Source organism: Chryseobacterium rhizoplanae, from assembly GCF_900182655.1.
Lineage (GTDB): Bacteria > Bacteroidota > Bacteroidia > Flavobacteriales > Weeksellaceae > Chryseobacterium > Chryseobacterium rhizoplanae.
Genome location: NZ_FXTC01000009.1, coordinates 94,714 through 111,872 on the forward strand (window position 1 = coordinate 94,714; position 17,159 = coordinate 111,872).

Sequence of the window (17,159 nt, forward strand, 5' to 3'; positions counted from 1 at the left end):
ATAATCATTTTTAGACTACTCAAAGTTAGGGAAATTCAATTGAATTATATCGGTTATCTTTGCATAAAAGAAATTCTCAACATCTATGTTGGAAAAATCAAGCTTTATCAACCAATTAAAAAATCTCGTTCACGACCCGGAAAATCACACGTATCTTCTGGCGGTAAGCGGAGGGGTAGACTCTATGGTTCTTGCCTCATTGTTCAGGGATTTAGGGCACGAAATCAAGGATTCAAAATTCCAGTTTCAGGTTGCCCATATCAATTATAAACTCCGGGGTCAGGATTCAGATCTGGATCAGAAAACGGTAAAGGATTTTTGTGAGAAAAATCATATAAAATTTCATTTGTATGAAGTTTCGGAAAAGGATCAAAAACCTGAGAATTCTATTCAGCTTTGGGCGAGGGAACTCCGGTATGCTTTTTTTAAAGAAATTCAGGAAAAGGAAAAACTGGAATTTCTGGTTACCGCTCATCATCTGAATGACCAGCTGGAAACTTTTATTATCAATCTTTCCAAGGCTGCAGGCATCAAAGGACTAAGTGGAATTCCATCCAATGACAATTATATTCTCAGACCGCTTTTAAATTTTTCAAAAAAAAATATTTATCAGTTTGCTGAGAAGAATACTATTGAATTCCGGGAAGATCTGTCGAATAAAAAAAATGATTACCTGAGGAATAAGATTAGAAATGAGATTGTTCCGATGCTGATGGAAACCAACGATCATTTTCTGGAAAACTTCAGAAAAAGTTCTCTGTATCTGAACCAAACTAAAGATTTTGTGCAAAAACAGATTCAGGAGATAGAAAATCGTCTGACAGTATTTAACAAAGACTATAAAATCTTATCAAAGGAAAAGCTGGATCAGGAAAGCGATTTCGTAAAATTTGAAATTTTAAAAAAATACGGATTCAACCAGGAGGAAGAAATCCCTAAAATTTTTACGGCCGAAAACAACAGTTCATTTTTCTCAAAAGAATATCAGTTGATTGTTAATCGTGATGAACTGATTTTCATTGACAAAAGCAACGAAAAGGAAACCGGAGAGGAAATTGTACTGATCGATCATTTTGATTTTTCAGAAAACCAAATCAACATCAATCTCGTAGATTACATTGAAAATATTGATGGGATCAATAAAGAGTTTGAATGGGATTTTGATGCAGACAAACTTCATTTCCCACTGCGTTTGAGAAAACAAAAAGAGGGTGACGAGTTGTATCCAACCGGTTTTTCCGGGAAAAAGAAAGTTTCTAAGTTTTTTAGGGACGAAAAATTATCTGCTCTGATCAAGGAAAAGACCTGGTTACTCTGTGATTCCAGAAACCATATTTTGGGGGTTATCCCTTTTAGACAGGACCGCAGATATCAGGCAGGCAGAACTACTCAAAAAAAGATAACTGTAAAGTGGACAGAAAAACAACTAACTCGTTAGCTGTTGATGATTTTAAAAAAGACAGCAATATAGCTTTTGGAATTTTATACCAACAGTATTTCGGTTATACTCAAAAATTTATTCTCAAGAATAAAGGCAATCCGGAAGATGCAGAAGATGTTTTTCAGGATGCATTACTCATTCTTTATCAAAAGCTGAATGCTGATGAATTTAAAGTTCAGACCTGTCTCGGAAATTATATTATTGGAATTGTTAAAAACCTGTGGTTTAAAAAATTAAAGCATAAGCATTTTTATATAGAATCTCCTGAAAACTATTTCATAGAACATCAGCAGGAAATAGCTGCTGCCATAGAGAATGAAAGATATTACTGGGAAAAGCTGCTGGGTTATATCAAGTCTATTTCTTCACACTGCCAGAATCTGATCCATGATATTTTTATTGAAAATAAAAGTATAGAAGAAATTCAGGATAAATATCAGTATTCCAGCAGGCATAATGCACAGAACCAAAAGTACAAATGTGTCGAACAAATCAAAAAAATTAAAAATAGCAGCATTTTTTCTACCTGATAATCAATACACTGCACAAAACAATCAACAGCATGGGTGATTTTTTCCTTACTAAAGGAACATAATAAGAAAAGAAATATATGTTCAAAAAAATAATATTGAGTTTTCTTATAGGAATAGGAATTTCAATGAATGCACAAAGCAAGGGTATCAATTTTCAAAAAATTGATCTGGAAGCCGCGAAAAAAATCGCAGCAAAAGAAAACAAACTGATCTTCATTGATCTGTACACCACCTGGTGCGGACCTTGTAAGCTCATGGCAAAAAACACTTTTACCGATCCTGGGATTGGAGACATGTTCAACAAAAATTTTGTGAATATTGCAATTGATGCAGAAAAAGAAGGACTGAGCCTGGCCAAAGAATTTAAAGTGGTGAACTACCCGTCCTTCTTATTCCTGGATCCAAAAGGAAAACTTGTTCAGTATGATTTCGGATATTATAATCCTGAACAGTTTTTAGGAGTAGGGGCATCTGTTCTGAAAAAAAAAGCACCTCAATCCGGCAAAACTTTAGATCAGGTAAAAGGTAAGATGATAGGAGATAAGATTGATAATTTCACAGCGAAAGATCACTTAGGCAACACATTTTCTTCATCAAAAGAAAATAAAAAGATGGTTATAGTTTTTATTCGCGGGCAATGGTGTCCTTACTGTAACAAATACATTGAAACCCTACAGAATCTGTCGCCCGAACTGAAATCAAAAAATGCACAGCTCGTAATTATTTCTCCTGAAAAACCGGAATTTATAGAAAAGACGATAAACAAAACAAAGACAGATTATACTGTTTTATATGATGAAGGCTATAAAATTGCTGAGGCATTCGATGTTCTTTATACGCCTGACAGTGAAACGCTTAATTTTTACAACTCAAAATTAAAGGAGGATTTCGCTGACAGCAGGTCAGATCATTCGGGAAGACTCCCTGTATCAGCCACTTACATCCTTAATGAGGATAAAGAGATTATATGGAGACATTTTGATACCGATTATAAAAAGAGAGCATCTGTAGAAGATATTATAAAAAACCTGAACTGATTGGATGAGAAATTGTTGTCTCGCTAAGACTGTAAGTCACTAAAATTGACAAAATAAATAATCATTTTTAATGATAGAATAGCTTATAATTATCTTGTTATGAAGGCAAAAGACGGAATATTTTAAATATAAGGCTTGAAAAAAGAAAGTTTCTAAGTTTTTTAGGGACGAAAAATTATCTATTTTAGCGAGGCAAAAATCTGGATACTGTCTGACAGCAATGATTCTTCAGGCAGAAGAGAAGATATACAAAGAATGAGAAGACAAAATGGAGTCTCAAAATTTAATGAAATGAACAATGAAATTTAGAAATTGGTTTTTATTAATTCTGTTATTTTTAGCAACAGGGATTAATGCGCAGATAAAAAATCCTGTAAAGTTTAAGTTCACCATCAATGACCTGGGAAACAATCAGTACGAAGCAGTATTGAATGCTACTATGGAAAGCGGATGGCACATTTACTCAAAAGATTTACCGGAAGATACCGGAATTCCTACTGAGTATAAGGTTACGGGAAAGAATATTGAGTTGATCGGGAAGTTTACTGAAGTAGGAAAAAAGCATGAAGAGTTTTCTGAAGCTTTTGGTGGAACAATTGTTTTTTACTCCAATTCAGCAGGATTTAAACAGAAATTTAAATTAAAAGATCCGACAAAACCTGCGGATGTCACTTCTGAAATTACGTATCAAACTTGTGACGACAGAGTTTGTCTGGCTCCCAATACATTAGAATTCAACCAAAAAGTTACCCCAAAAGGAGCAACGGAAGAAGCTGCAACTGAGGAAACCGCTGGCCCTGTGAAAGATTCAGTAAAAATAACGGAGACTGTTACCGAAAACCCTGCAAAAACAGAAGCTACGGTCACAGAAACGTCAAAACTGGATCCTAAGCAGCTGAAAATTGCAACAATCGATTTCAAAAAACCATTGACAGATTGTGGTACGGCATCTACTAAAGTGGATGAAAACTACTGGACTTATTTATTTTTAGGATTTATCGGAGGATTAATCGCATTGCTTACTCCTTGCGTTTTCCCGATGATTCCACTTACTGTTTCATTCTTTACGAAAGGCAGCAAGAATAAGGCTAAAGGAAAAAGAGATGCTCTTATTTATGGGTTTTTCATTCTTCTTATTTTTGTTTTATTAAGTATTCCTTTCCATATTATTGACGGAATTGCAGGAAATATCTTCAATGAGATTTCTACCAGCGTATGGCTGAACATCGCGTTCTTCATCATATTTATCTTCTTTGCCGGAAGTTTCTTCGGGTATTATGATATCACGTTACCAAGTTCAATTGCCAATAAATCTTCTAAAGCGGAAGAAGCAGGAGGTATTATCGGAATTTTCTTCATGGCATTGACATTGGTTATTGTTTCTTTTTCCTGTACAGGACCTATATTAGGAAGTTTACTGGGAAGCGCAGTAACCGGTTCTACCAATGTTCCGATGTTATTGACATTTGCATTGGCTGGATTCGGTCTTGCTTGGGCAATCGTTTTCGGATTATTGGCTTTATTCCCGCAAGCATTACAAAGTCTTCCGAAATCCGGAGGATGGATGAATACGGTAAAAGTAGTTTTAGGTTTCGTAGAATTGGCTTTAGCCTTGAAATTCTTATCTAAGGCAGATCTTGTTTCTAAGACATTCTTCTTAAAAAGAGAACTTTTCATCGCCATCTGGATTATCGTTGCATTAGGATTAGCATTATATTTATTAGGATTCATCAGATTCCCGCATGATGATAAAAAGCCTAAAATATCCATTACAAGAAAGGTATTAGGGGTATTGGGAATTGGTTTTGTAATCTATTTAATCCAGGGTTTAATACCGTCTGACCGTCCGAAACTTCAGCTGTTAAGCGGAATTTTACCTCCGTTAAATGTAAGCTACTTCCATGATGAGAAGGACGGGATTTTAGGAATGCATCCGGAGCACGACTTCTTCCAAGCAATAGAGCTTGCCAAAAAAGAGGATAAACCAATCCTTATTGACTTCACAGGATACGGTTGTGAAAACTGTAGAAAAATGGAAGAGTTTGTATGGAGCGAGCCGGACATTTTACCTATCCTTCAGAATGATGTAGTATTAGCATCTCTGTATGTGGATGACAAGGAAGAGCTTCCTGAAGATCAAAAAACAAAAATTGACCTGGGAGAAGGACAAATTAAAAAAGTGAAAACAATCGGTGACAGATGGAGTTTATTCCAACAGGTTAACTTCAACAATAACTCACAGCCTCACTATGTTTTGATCACTCCGGACGGTAAGGTAATCAACACGCCGGTTTCAGGATATATGCCAAAAGAGGATTTCAAGAAATTCTTAGAATGCGGAGTTAATTACTATAAAAAGAGTAAATAAACATTTACATAATATTTAAAAACTCACACCTTACCGTGTGAGTTTTTTATTTATCATGATAATTTTAAAATCAGTAAAGCAAAAATATCATAAACATTCCCTTTCTTCAGGAAGCTTATGAAAACAAACAGAAATATTTAAAATTCACCTGAAAACCATCAATAGATTCATGAATTTATAAAGTTTTTAATAATCAAGGCATATGTTTTGTATGAATTCTTCAAAAAAAATACCGTTTAACATTTAAAAACTTTAATCATGGCAGAAGTAATTGCACAAGAAAAACAGGGCAGCAAGCAAAAGAAAAAAATGATCAGAGTAGATATGACTCCTATGGTAGATCTGGGATTCCTATTGATCACTTTCTTTATGTTTACCACCAATTTTACAAAACCTAATGTAATGGATTTAGGGCTACCCGCAAAAGATCCAAACCCTGATCCGAAAAACATTAAAGTAATTGGAGATAAAAACCAGATTACATTTATCCTCGGAAAGGACAACCGCGTGTTTTATCATCAAAGCAATGCTACGGATTTAAATTCCGCTAATCTTAAAGAAACCGATTTCAGTGGAATAAAAATTTCAAAAATCATTGCAGAGGCTTATAAAAACGCTCCGGCACCTAACAAATTCACAGTGATTGTAAAACCAACGGATGACGCGAATTATAAGAATTTTGTGGATATGCTGGACAACCTTGCGATTTCCAAAAAGGAACGATATGGCGTAACAGATATCAAGCCCTGGGAAACAAAGATTTACAAGGAATTAACTCAATAAAAACACAAAGGGCATTTTTAAAGTGCTCTTTTTTGTTTACTTTTGAAAGAAGAAATAGATCTGCAGTGTGTAACCGGCTGTATTATTTTTAACCTTCTATAATTTTGGAATTATGCTGAACTTTGAAAGAACAGGAAACGGAAAAGAAACATTGGTACTTCTTCACGGATTTATGGAAAACATATCCATCTGGAGCGATATGGAGCACCATCTTTCCAAAGATTTTTCATTGCTTAAAATTGACCTTCCCGGGCATGGACAGTCTGAAATTTTAGCAGAAGTTCACACCATGGAACTAATGGCTGAGGAAGTAAAAAAAGTTTTAGATCAGCAAAATTTAGAAAAAGTACATCTTCTGGGACATTCCATGGGAGGATATACTGCACTTGCCTTTGCTGAAAAATATCCCAATTCTTTAAAAAGTCTCACATTATTTTTCTCTACTTATTTTCCTGACGATGAAGAGAAAAAACAGCAGCGCATCAAAAGCTATAGAATCATAAAAGATGCATTCGCCCATTATGCAAGAGCCGGAGTTCCAAATTTATTCAATCCGAATGAAAGAGATATTCTGGAAGGGAAAATAGAAACAGCTCTTGAAACCGCACTATCTACAAATAACCTTGGGGCTCTTGCCTGTGTGAAAGGCATGGTAGAAAGAACCGACAAAAAGCACATTATTGACACTCTGGAAGCTAAAATATTAGTATTGGCAGGAAAACATGATAACGCTGTAAAAACCGATATGATGATCAAACACCTTCCGGACAGAACCAATATCAAATCTTATATCCTGGACTGCGGACACAACGGTCACTGGGAAAAACCCGGTATCTGTGCCGAAATCATCAATACAGAACTTCTTCACAACCTTCCTAAAAAATTGGTTTTATAAAATAGATTACCTCACAAATTAAAACCGCCCTTAATGAAAAATCCTGTATATTAGTAGAGGATAATTTTGGTAATGGCTTTATTTTCATTCAAAAAAAAGAAACCACCGGCACCACCGGTTATCGGGCTTACACTTTCAGGCGGAGGAATGCGTGGAATTGCGCATATTGCTGTATTGAAAGCGCTGGAAGAATATAATCTGAAACCGCATATTATCTCCGGAACCAGTGCTGGTTCTATCATTGGTGCTTTTTATTCTTTTGGAAAAACGCCGGATGAAATGATGGAAATTGTAAGACAGACTTCTTTTTTTTCCCGATCCGCTTTAAAATTATCAAAAAACGGAATTTTCAGCTCCAATTTCATTTTAAAACTGCTTAAAGACTATTTACCGGAAGACAATTTCAATATTTTGGAAATCCCTGTATATGTTGCTGCAACAGAGATGACTCATGGTATTGTGGACTTCTTTTCTGAAGGTGAACTTTTCGGACCATTGCTGGCCTCTTCCAGCGTTCCTTTTATTCTTCCACCAGTAAGGATAGGTGAGAAAATCTATGTGGATGGCGGTGTCCTGGATAATCTTCCCATTGAACCTATCATGGATAAATGCAATTTTCTTATTGCCTCCCATGTGAACTCCATCAGTTATGATCAATTAAACAAAATGAGCCTGATGAAAGAATTCGACAGAATCCTTCACTTAGCCATTGCAAAATCCGTGTATTCCAAAGCGAAATACTGCAATATATTTTTAGATCCGCCTAAGATGACGAAATACAGCCTTTTCAACAAACGATATATGGATGAAATGTTTCAGCAGGTGTATGAATATACCTGTCAGGAACTTGAAGAAAAAGGATTTCGTAAAAGTATTTAGAATTTGAGATGCCGAGAATATACGGATACTCCCTCTTCTACAAGCCTTCCTCTTTTACTTTCTCTTTAAAGTTGGCGATAGTTCCGGATAAAGAGTCTAAAGATTTTCCTCCGGCTGCATTGATGTGTCCTCCACCGTTAAAGTACTTTCTTGAGAATTGGTTTACATCAACATCATCTTTACTTCTGAACGAAATTTTAACAAAATCCTCATACAAATCTTCCATGAAGAAGGCAGACATTTTTACGCCTCCGATACTTAAACCATAGTTTACAAAACCTTCCGTATCTCCTTTCTGGAAACCAAATTCTTTCAATTCGTTTCTTGTAAGGCTTAAGACAGCTACCGTTCCGTCATTCACCACTTCTATTCTTCCCAGAACCAAAGCAAGCAAATGAAGGCGGGAAACCGTATTGGTATCCCAGGTATTGGATGTGATCATTGCCGGATCTGCACCATTTTCAATCAGATTAGCAATAATTCTGTGGGTAGTGGCACTGGTAGAACGAAAACGGAAACCTCCTGTATCGGTCATAATTCCGGTATAAAGACATTCTGCCATATCCTGATTCACCAGTTTTTCATCATCCATTGCTTCAATGAAATGATAGATCATCTGTGAAGTTGCCGGAATTACGGTATCAGAATAAACAAAATCAAATTTTTCCGGCTGCTGGTGGTGGTCAATAAGAATTTTCTTTCCCTGAGCTTTCACCAGCCAATCTCCTAATAATCCAATTCGTGACGGAGAATTAAAATCCAGACAGAAAATAACATCTGCTCCTGCAATCATATCAGATGCCAGCTTTCTTTTATATTCTGCAATAATCACTTTCTTAGACTCCGGCATCCATTTCAGAAATTTAGGAAAATCATTAGGCACAATCACTTCTGCATGAATTCCTTTTGCTTTCAGATAATGCTTCAATCCCAGACTTGAACCAATAGCATCTCCATCCGGATTGTAGTGGGTAAGGATAACTATTTTGCTTTCTTGAGTAAGTAATGTATTGATATCTAAAAGTTCTGCTGGTGTAAACATCTGGTGTTTATTTTCGTTAAAATTAAAGTTTTCAAAGATAGAGCTTTTATATAAATCATTTAAATATTATTTTTGCACACAGAAATGGTATTCTTATCAGGGGTTTACCATTGTCGGGTAAAAAAACATTGCATTTAATTTCAAAAAAAAATAATTAAAGTTTGTAACTTATAAAAATTTATATATCTTTGCAACCTGAAAATTAATAGATTAATTACGATTTAAACATATAGTAATGAGTAAAAGAACATTCCAGCCATCAGAAAGAAAAAGAAGAAACAAACACGGTTTCAGAGAAAGAATGTCTACGCCAAATGGAAGAAGAGTTTTGGCTGCGAGAAGAGCTAAAGGCAGAAAGAGTTTAACTGTAAGTGCTGCACGCGCTAAGAGATAATCTTTTTATTATCATATACAAAACATGCTTGAGAAGTTCCTTTTCAGGCATTTTTTGTTGTTAAAATTTACTAAAATTTAGGCTGAATCAACATCTTTTTCTATTTTTAAAAGTTGAAATATTTTTGTTAGAAACAGTCTTTAAAATTAAATTATGCCACATACAAATATCTCCGGAGACAATATTATAAGTTTACAAAACGCAAAGATTGCGCAAAAAAACTTCACTGTACTTTCTGATGTAAATCTTAACATTAAAAAAGGTAGATTCTGCTATCTTATCGGAAAAACAGGTTCCGGAAAAAGTTCCCTTCTGAAAACGCTTTACGGACATATTCCATTGGCATCAGGACATGGAGCTGTTGTAGGATTTGATCTGGCAAAGCTAAAACCTTCTGATATTCCTAACTTAAGAAGAAAATTAGGAATCGTATTCCAGGATTTCCAGTTACTTTCTGACAGAACAGTTGAAAAAAACCTGAAATTTGTTCTTGAAGCCACAGGCTGGAATGATAAAGTAAAAATAGAAGACCGTATCAATGAAGTTTTGGGAAGCGTGAACATGAAAAGCAAAAAGCACAAAATGCCACACGAACTTTCCGGAGGTGAGCAGCAGCGTATTGCCATCGCAAGAGCCCTTCTTAACCACCCGGATCTTATCTTGGCGGATGAGCCGACAGGAAACCTGGATCCTGAAACTTCCAACGAAATCATGACGCTTCTGAAACAGGTTGCCCTTGAAAATGGCGCTGCAGTAGTAATGGCAACACACGATTATCACATGATTCAAAACTTCCCTGGTGAAGCCATCAGATGCGAAGATGGAAAAGTATCTGTACTGGATACGGCAGAATTGTTTGAATAACAATTAAGCAAGTCGGAAATTACTATTTTTCTAAAATCCAATTTCTAACTTCTCTACTTAAAAACATGAAACTCCTTGGTGAGTTCAAGATATTGGTCCGAGTATTGTCTCGGACTTTTTTCTATAATAAAATCAGATTCACGGATTTCTTTTTCTTGTGATGAGAATTCCAGAATAAGCCTTTTAGTTTTTGAATTTTCAATTCCTTTGATATTAATCCTTCTGTTTACAAACAGATGATTCTCTTTACCTATTGAAATAAAAACTTCTCCAGCTTCAACAGGAATAATTACGGAAAGAATCCCGTTTACAGATAATAATCGTACTGCATTGATAATTAACTGCCTGAAATTTAATTCTACAGTCTGGCGTGCAATCTTGTCTTTTTCAGATCCTGATTCTTCAAAATAGGGAGGATTGGAAACAATGAGATCAAACCGCTCCTCTGTTTCGAAAGTTTTAAAATCCTGATGTCTGTTTTTCAGCCTTGCATGAAAAGGAGAATTTTCAAAATTAAGCTTAGTAAGTACTGCGGCATCTTCATTAATATCCAGTCCTAAAAAATAGGCCTGCGGATTTCTTTGGGCAAGCATTAAAGAGATCAAACCTGTTCCAGTTCCCACTTCCAAAACATTGGAAGCACCATCAACATTTGCCAAAGCACCAAGCAAAACTCCGTCTGTTCCTACACGGAAGACGTCTTTGGACTGTTCTATCTTAAATTGTTTAAATGTAAAAGGTTTCACTATAAATTGGTAGGCAGAGTAATGATGAATGTAGATCCTTTTCCTAGCTCAGATTTCACAGAGATCTCACCTTTATAATCTTCAATCATCTTTCTTACCATAGATAAGCCCAGACCCATTCCGCTGCTTTTAGACGTAAAATTCGGCTCAAAGATCCTTTCGTACATATTTTCAGGAATTCCTATTCCGTTATCCTGAACAGAAATAATCACTCTCCTCTGATGCTGTTCCACATCTACATTGATGATCAGTTTTCTTTCATCACTTTCGGCCTGTTTTGCATTGGTAACCAAATTCGTTATAATTCTGGAAAGATAAATTCTATCCATATTAATCATAATATTGCTCTTATTGGCATGCATAAAGATACTGTCATCATTGAAAACACGGAGAATATCCTCAACCTCTGTATTCAGATTGATCACCTCGTTGTTTTTTTCAGGAAGTTTCGCAAATTCTGAAAAGGCTGAAGCTACCGTTGCAATCAGATCTATCTGATCTACAATTGTTTTACTCATCTGTTTTACCCTTTCTCTGATATTCGGATCTTCCGGATCAAATTTTCTTTCAAAATTCTGAATGGTCAGTTTCATCGGAGTCAGAGGATTTTTCACCTCATGAGCTACCTGTTTGGCCATTTCTCTCCAGGCTTCTTCAGACGCCTTGAACCTAAGTCTTTCTTTCTGGTCCTGGATCTGCAGAATCATTCTGTTATAAGCTCTTGCCAAGGCATTAAGCTCATCATTTTTATAATATCTGATAGGCCGCATTTCATTTTCAAATAATGTAATACGGGTAATCATATCAGAAAATTTCGTAATTGTTTTTGCCAGACTGTTGGAAGTCACCCAGCTGATCCAGATACTGAACAGAATAAGAAATATATCGACTAAAAGAATATACTTTACATATTGATGAAGAACCTCCAGATAAGCAGATTCATTATGATATAAAGGAATATAGACAATTCCGATGGGTTCCAGCTCATTATTTTTCAACAAAAGATAGGAAGAAGTAAGTTTTGCATCTTTTGCAGCATCATAATTGACCATATCCACCCTTGCATCGGTAGACAGAATCTTGTTGATGATTTCGATAGGAATCGTTTTCTGCTCAACCAAGGCTTCATCCTTATTGGAAAGCAAATAATTTCCTTTCAGATCGTAAATAAAAATGTCGTGCTGATTGATATCCGCTATTTCGAAGATTTTATTCCCCAAAACCTCCGGAAGATCTTTTGTTTCAATAAGTTTCTGACTTACCGCATAGTCCAGATATCGCATTACAGCATTGGTTTTATCCTGCATATCGATATTACTTTGCTGCAGAGAGTGATTTCTCAGCACAAAATAAGGGACAAGCGACGTAGCGACAACACTTAAAAAACATACCAGCAGGAAACCGAAAAACACACGGTTCCTTAAGCTATATCCTTTATACTTATTAATTGACATTCTACTTTTTAATTAACCTAGCAATATACTTACCAATGATGTCAAATTCCAGGTTTACTTTATCACCGATTTTTAAATGTTTCATATTGGTAAATTCCCAGGTATAAGGAATAATAGCTACAGAAAACTGAGCATCTTCACTTTTTGCAACAGTAAGACTGATTCCGTTTACTGTGATTGATCCCTGAGGTACAGTCACAAAACTTCCGTCATTATCATATTTCATGGTAATAAAATAACTTCCGTCTTTGTTTTCAATCCCCACAACCTCACCAGTTTTATCAACGTGTCCCTGAACGATATGTCCATCCAGTCTTCCGTCCATCTTCATGCAGCGCTCCAGATTCACAACGGTCCCCAATTCCCATTTGCCAAGATTGGTTTTTTCCAGGGTTTCGTTAATAGCTGTTACTACATATTGATTGTCTTTTATTTCAACAACTGTAAGGCAGCAGCCATTATGCGCAAGACTCTGGTCTATTTTTAATTCGTTTGTAAAGGGGCATGTCAAGGTAAAATCTATATTGCTTCCTTTTTCTTCAATCTTCTCAATAACGCCAACTGCTTCAATAATTCCTGTGAACATATTATTTTTTGCTAAATTTGTAAATTATAATCTTCAAAGATAATCAAAATGAGCCCAAAAAACCATAAAGTACGAGTAGGAATTTCAATCGGTGATTTCAACGGCATCGGCCCGGAGATCATAATGAAGTCTCTGAAAGACAAAACTATTACGGATTTTTTCACTCCTGTAATTTTTGGTTCGGGAAAATTATTCACTTATCAGAAAAACATTTTTAAGCTGAATCTTAATTTCAACTATATTAATGAGGCTTCGCAGGCTCAGGCAGGGAAACTTAATATGCTTAACCTGACAAAGGAAAACGTGAATGTAGAATTGGGAGTTCCTACGGAAGAGTCTACCAAAATGGCTATTGACTCTCTGGAAGCAGCAACTGAAGCTCTGATCAGAGGAGAGATTGATGTTCTGGTAACCGCTCCTATCAACAAAGATGAAATGGTGAAAATGGGCTTTAAACATGCCGGACACACAGGATACTTCGAAGAAAAATTCAGTAAAAAGGGATTGATGTTCCTGGTAACTGAAGATCTTAAAGTAGCCGTATCTACGCATCATATTCCAATTTCGCAGGTAGCTGAAAATATTTCCAAAGAAAAAATAAAGAAACAGATCCGAGTTCTGAACCAAACCCTTATAGAAGATTTCTGTATCCAGAAGCCTAAAATTGCCGTATTAGGATTAAATCCTCATGCCGGAGATGGCGGTGTTATCGGAAATGAAGAAATTGAAATCATCAGCCCGGCCATCAAGGAACTTTCTGACAACGGAACATTGGCATTTGGTCCTTTCCCGGCAGACAGTTTTTTCCAGCCAAACAAATACAAAAATTTCGATGCGGTTTTAGCAATGTATCATGACCAGGGATTAGCTCCTTTCAAAACATTAGCCTATGAAGAAGGGGTGAACTATACAGCAGGACTTCCTTTTATCAGAACTTCTCCGGATCACGGTGTAGCTTATGATATTGCAGGGAAAAATATTGCTGATGAGCAGAGTTTTACAGAAGCAATATTCACAGCTATTAAGATTTTCAAGAACAGAAGTGAATACAGCGAACTCATGAATGACCGCATGCAGCCTAGAAAAATGGTTGTAGACAACGGAATAGATGAGGATCTACCGGAGGAAACTGAAGGATAAATCTTTAAAACAAATTTTAAATTAATTTGTTTCAGATTTTATTTGTTATTATAAAAAAAATGCATATTTTTGCACACTCATTTTATGGACAAGTTAAGAAACTATGACGTAAGCTTTTCTGGGTTAAAAAACGGAAAACACGAGTTCAAGTTTGAGATAGATAAAACGTTCTTTCAATTATTTGACACTGAGCAGGAATTTACAAATCCTAGAATAGAAGTGAATGTATCGCTTGATAAACACACTACTTTTTTAGAATTTGAGATTAAAATTAATGGATTGGTTGAGTTGGTTTGTGATATTACAAACGAAAATTTTGACTATCCAATTGAGAATGAAATCAAGATTTTGGTGAATTTCGGGGAAGAATATGATGACAGCAATGAAGATGTTATTACCATTCCTACTGCAGAGCATGCTTTCAATGTAGCACATTTAATTTATGAAAATGTAATGCTTTCTATCCCTATGAAAAAGATTTCACCCAATGTAAATGATGAAGATCTTAAAATTCTTGACCAGTTCAGTCCGAAAGATATTGAGGAAACAGAAGAGGAAGAACATGAAAACGATCCCAGATGGGATGCTTTAAGAAAGTTAAGAGACAATAATTAAATAGAATAATTTAAATATGATGAGATGATGAATCTCATCGCTCATCAATTAAAAAAGTTATTAGAAAATGGCACATCCAAAGAGAAGACAGTCGTCGACAAGAAGAGATAAGAGAAGAACTCACTACAAAGCTGTAGTTCCTCAATTAGCTAAAGATGCAACAACAGGAGAGCTTCACCTATACCACAGAGCTCACTGGCATGAAGGAAAACTTTACTACAGAGGTAAAGTAGTATTGGAAAAAGAAGTAGCTGCTACTGAAGAAAACTAAGAGTCGCTTTTCATTGAAAAAGCCTCGTTTTAATACAAAAACCGCCCAATTTTGATAAAATTTGGCGGTTTTTTGTTGTTTTTTGCGTTTTTTTGGTATCTTTGACCCAAAATCAAATATCAAATTTATGGACATTAAAGACATACAAAATCTTATTAAGTTTGTATCTAAAGCTGAAGTTTCAGAAGTAAAATACAAGACTAAAGATTTCGAAATCACTATTAAAACTCCATTAGCCGGGAGCGATGCTGTATATGCACAGCCAGCAGTATACCACACTGCACCACAAGCTGTAGCGGCTCCGGCACCTGTTGCAACTCCTGCTGCTCCTGCTGCTGAAAAAGCTGAAGCGGCATCTGATGACAGCAAATATGTAACAATCAAGTCTCCTATGATTGGTACTTTCTATAGAAAACCATCTCCTGATAAAGATGTATTTGTAAATGTAGGTGACGAAGTTTCTGTTGGTAAAGTAGTTTGCGTTATTGAAGCAATGAAGCTATTCAACCAGATTGAATCTGAAATTAGCGGAAAAATCGTTAAAATCTTAGTTGACGATGCTACTCCGGTAGAATATGACCAACCTTTATTCTTAGTAGATCCATCTTAATTTAGAAGTTAGATGTTAGACATTAGATGTTAGATTAAATTCTACATTAAAATAACATTATCTAATTTTCAAATTATCTAATTTTCAAATTGAAGAAGATGTTCAAAAAAATATTAATAGCCAATCGTGGCGAAATTGCAATGCGTATTTTACGTACTTGTAAAGAAATGGGGATCAAAACCGTTGCAGTATACTCTACTGCTGATAAAGACAGTCTTCACGTAAGATTTGCTGATGAAGCGGTATGTATTGGCCCTGCAATGAGTAAAGACTCCTATCTTAAAATCCCTAACATTATTGCGGCTGCGGAAATTACCAACGCTGACGCCATTCACCCAGGGTATGGATTCTTATCTGAAAATGCTAACTTCTCAAGAATCTGTCAAAAGAATGGTATCAAATTTATTGGTGCTTCTCCAGAGCAGATTGAAAAAATGGGGGATAAAGCTAACGCTAAGGCTACCATGAAAGCGGCAGGTGTACCATGTGTACCAGGTTCTGACGGATTGATTGAATCTTACGAACACGCTGTAAAAGTGGCTGAAGAAACAGGATATCCGGTAATGATCAAAGCAACTGCCGGTGGTGGTGGAAAAGGAATGAGAGCCGTTTGGAAAGCTGAAGACCTTAAAGATCACTGGGAATCTGCAATTCAGGAAGCTGTAGCTGCCTTTGGAAACGGAGGTATGTATATGGAAAAACTGATTGAAGAGCCTAGACACATCGAAATCCAGGTTGCCGGTGACCAATTCGGTAAAGCCTGCCACCTTTCTGAAAGAGATTGTTCTGTACAGAGAAGAAATCAGAAATTAACTGAAGAAACACCTTCTCCTTTCATGACAGATGAACTTCGTGAAAAAATGGGTGCTGCTGCTGTAAAAGCTGCTGAATTTATTGGATACGAAGGGGTAGGAACTATCGAATTCCTTGTAGACAAGCACAGAAATTTCTATTTCATGGAAATGAATACAAGAATCCAGGTAGAACACCCTATTACTGAACAGGTAATTGATTATGACCTGATCAGAGAACAAATTCTTCTTGCGGCAGGAACTCCTATTTCAGGAATCAACTATTATCCTAAATTACATTCCATCGAGTGTAGAATCAACGCAGAAGATCCTTACGCAGACTTCAGACCGTCTCCGGGAAAAATCACAGGATTAAATATCCCTGGCGGACACGGAATCAGAGTAGATACTCACGTATATTCCGGATACAGTATTCCTTCTAATTATGACTCAATGATTGCTAAGCTTATCACGACGGCTCAAACCCGTGAGGAGGCTATTGCTAAAATGAAACGTGCTCTTGAGGAGTTCTATATTGAAGGCGTAAAAACAACAATTCCTTTCCACAGACAACTGATGGATAATGAAGATTATCTTGCAGGAAACTATACTACAAAATTCATGGAAGATTTTGTAATGGATAGAAAATACGATAATCACTAAAAGAATTATCATTCATATAAAAAGAAGGCGTCTGAAAAGACGCCTTC

The 17,159-nt window shown here is 36.0% G+C and carries 18 protein-coding genes; 14 read left to right on the forward strand and 4 right to left on the reverse strand.

What is annotated here, in order from left to right; translation table 11 throughout:
* Positions 1-85: 85 nt before the first annotated feature.
* The 7 genes from tilS to FN817_RS18115 all read left to right on the forward strand — a co-directional run bounded on the left by tilS (position 86) and on the right by FN817_RS18115 (position 7,936).
* Positions 86-1,438, forward strand: coding sequence for a tRNA lysidine(34) synthetase TilS (tilS, locus tag FN817_RS18085; RefSeq protein ID WP_142719155.1), 1,353 nt, complete (start codon positions 86-88; stop codon positions 1,436-1,438).
* Positions 1,411-1,971 (forward strand): RNA polymerase sigma factor, encoded by a 561-nt coding sequence (locus tag FN817_RS18090; RefSeq protein ID WP_142719156.1) that lies wholly within the window; start codon positions 1,411-1,413, stop codon positions 1,969-1,971. The genes tilS and FN817_RS18090 overlap by 28 nt, the downstream gene beginning before the upstream one ends.
* A 98-nt stretch (positions 1,972-2,069) precedes the next feature.
* Positions 2,070-3,011, forward strand: a complete 942-nt coding sequence (locus tag FN817_RS18095) for a redoxin domain-containing protein (RefSeq protein ID WP_167498895.1) — start codon at positions 2,070-2,072, stop codon at positions 3,009-3,011.
* A 298-nt stretch (positions 3,012-3,309) separates the two neighbouring features.
* Positions 3,310-5,379: a protein-disulfide reductase DsbD family protein gene (locus FN817_RS18100; RefSeq protein WP_142719158.1), complete on the forward strand. Its 2,070-nt coding sequence runs from the start codon at positions 3,310-3,312 to the stop codon at positions 5,377-5,379.
* Positions 5,380-5,637: 258 nt separating this feature from the next.
* The gene (locus FN817_RS18105) at positions 5,638-6,162 is read left to right on the forward strand and encodes a biopolymer transporter ExbD (RefSeq protein WP_142719159.1); all 525 of its coding nucleotides are present in this window, start codon (positions 5,638-5,640) and stop codon (positions 6,160-6,162) included.
* A gap of 112 nt (positions 6,163-6,274) precedes the next feature.
* Positions 6,275-7,057, forward strand: coding sequence for an alpha/beta fold hydrolase (locus tag FN817_RS18110; RefSeq protein WP_142719160.1), 783 nt, complete (start codon positions 6,275-6,277; stop codon positions 7,055-7,057).
* A 72-nt stretch (positions 7,058-7,129) separates the two neighbouring features.
* Positions 7,130-7,936: a patatin-like phospholipase family protein gene (locus tag FN817_RS18115; RefSeq protein WP_047425032.1), complete on the forward strand. Its 807-nt coding sequence runs from the start codon at positions 7,130-7,132 to the stop codon at positions 7,934-7,936.
* Positions 7,937-7,973: 37 nt separating this feature from the next.
* On the opposite strand, the gene FN817_RS18120 is transcribed toward FN817_RS18115, so the two are convergent.
* The gene (locus FN817_RS18120) at positions 7,974-8,978 is read right to left on the reverse strand and encodes a DHH family phosphoesterase (protein ID WP_142719161.1); all 1,005 of its coding nucleotides are present in this window, start codon (positions 8,976-8,978) and stop codon (positions 7,974-7,976) included.
* Positions 8,979-9,213: 235 nt separating this feature from the next.
* Between FN817_RS18120 and rpmH the strand changes: the two genes are divergently transcribed.
* The gene (gene rpmH / locus FN817_RS18125) at positions 9,214-9,372 is read left to right on the forward strand and encodes a 50S ribosomal protein L34 (RefSeq protein ID WP_039365072.1); all 159 of its coding nucleotides are present in this window, start codon (positions 9,214-9,216) and stop codon (positions 9,370-9,372) included.
* Positions 9,373-9,525: 153 nt separating this feature from the next.
* Positions 9,526-10,236 carry a cell division ATP-binding protein FtsE gene (locus tag FN817_RS18130; RefSeq protein ID WP_047373550.1) on the forward strand — a complete coding sequence of 237 codons (711 nt, stop codon included), beginning with the start codon at positions 9,526-9,528 and terminating at the stop codon, positions 10,234-10,236.
* Positions 10,237-10,289: 53 nt separating this feature from the next.
* Here the strand turns inward: FN817_RS18130 and FN817_RS18135 are convergent, their stop codons facing one another.
* The 3 genes from FN817_RS18135 to FN817_RS18145 are packed head-to-tail and all read right to left on the reverse strand — an operon-like array spanning position 10,290 to position 13,022.
* On the reverse strand, positions 10,290-10,982 hold the full coding sequence (locus FN817_RS18135) for a tRNA1(Val) (adenine(37)-N6)-methyltransferase (protein WP_142719162.1): 693 nt from the start codon (positions 10,980-10,982) through the stop codon (positions 10,290-10,292).
* Positions 10,982-12,436 (reverse strand): sensor histidine kinase, encoded by a 1,455-nt coding sequence (locus FN817_RS18140; protein ID WP_142719163.1) that lies wholly within the window; start codon positions 12,434-12,436, stop codon positions 10,982-10,984. The genes FN817_RS18135 and FN817_RS18140 overlap by 1 nt, the downstream gene beginning before the upstream one ends.
* 1 nt (position 12,437) lies before the next feature.
* The gene (locus FN817_RS18145) at positions 12,438-13,022 is read right to left on the reverse strand and encodes a riboflavin synthase (protein ID WP_047425023.1); all 585 of its coding nucleotides are present in this window, start codon (positions 13,020-13,022) and stop codon (positions 12,438-12,440) included.
* 48 nt (positions 13,023-13,070) lie between these two features.
* Here FN817_RS18145 and pdxA point away from each other — a divergent pair, with 48 nt between their 5' ends.
* The 5 genes from pdxA (at position 13,071) to accC (ending at position 17,112) form a co-directional block, all read left to right on the forward strand.
* Positions 13,071-14,162: a 4-hydroxythreonine-4-phosphate dehydrogenase PdxA gene (pdxA, locus tag FN817_RS18150; RefSeq protein WP_142719164.1), complete on the forward strand. Its 1,092-nt coding sequence runs from the start codon at positions 13,071-13,073 to the stop codon at positions 14,160-14,162.
* A gap of 84 nt (positions 14,163-14,246) precedes the next feature.
* Entirely contained in the window at positions 14,247-14,777 is a 531-nt protein-coding gene (locus tag FN817_RS18155) for a YceD family protein (protein ID WP_142719165.1), read from the forward strand.
* A 67-nt stretch (positions 14,778-14,844) separates the two neighbouring features.
* Complete coding sequence (gene rpmF / locus FN817_RS18160) at positions 14,845-15,048, forward strand: 50S ribosomal protein L32 (RefSeq protein ID WP_002976251.1); 204 nt, start codon at positions 14,845-14,847, stop codon at positions 15,046-15,048.
* A 127-nt stretch (positions 15,049-15,175) separates the two neighbouring features.
* Positions 15,176-15,658 (forward strand): acetyl-CoA carboxylase biotin carboxyl carrier protein, encoded by a 483-nt coding sequence (accB, locus tag FN817_RS18165; protein WP_047385964.1) that lies wholly within the window; start codon positions 15,176-15,178, stop codon positions 15,656-15,658.
* Positions 15,659-15,756: 98 nt separating this feature from the next.
* Positions 15,757-17,112, forward strand: coding sequence for an acetyl-CoA carboxylase biotin carboxylase subunit (gene accC, locus FN817_RS18170; protein WP_047425017.1), 1,356 nt, complete (start codon positions 15,757-15,759; stop codon positions 17,110-17,112).
* Positions 17,113-17,159: the final 47 nt, after the last annotated feature.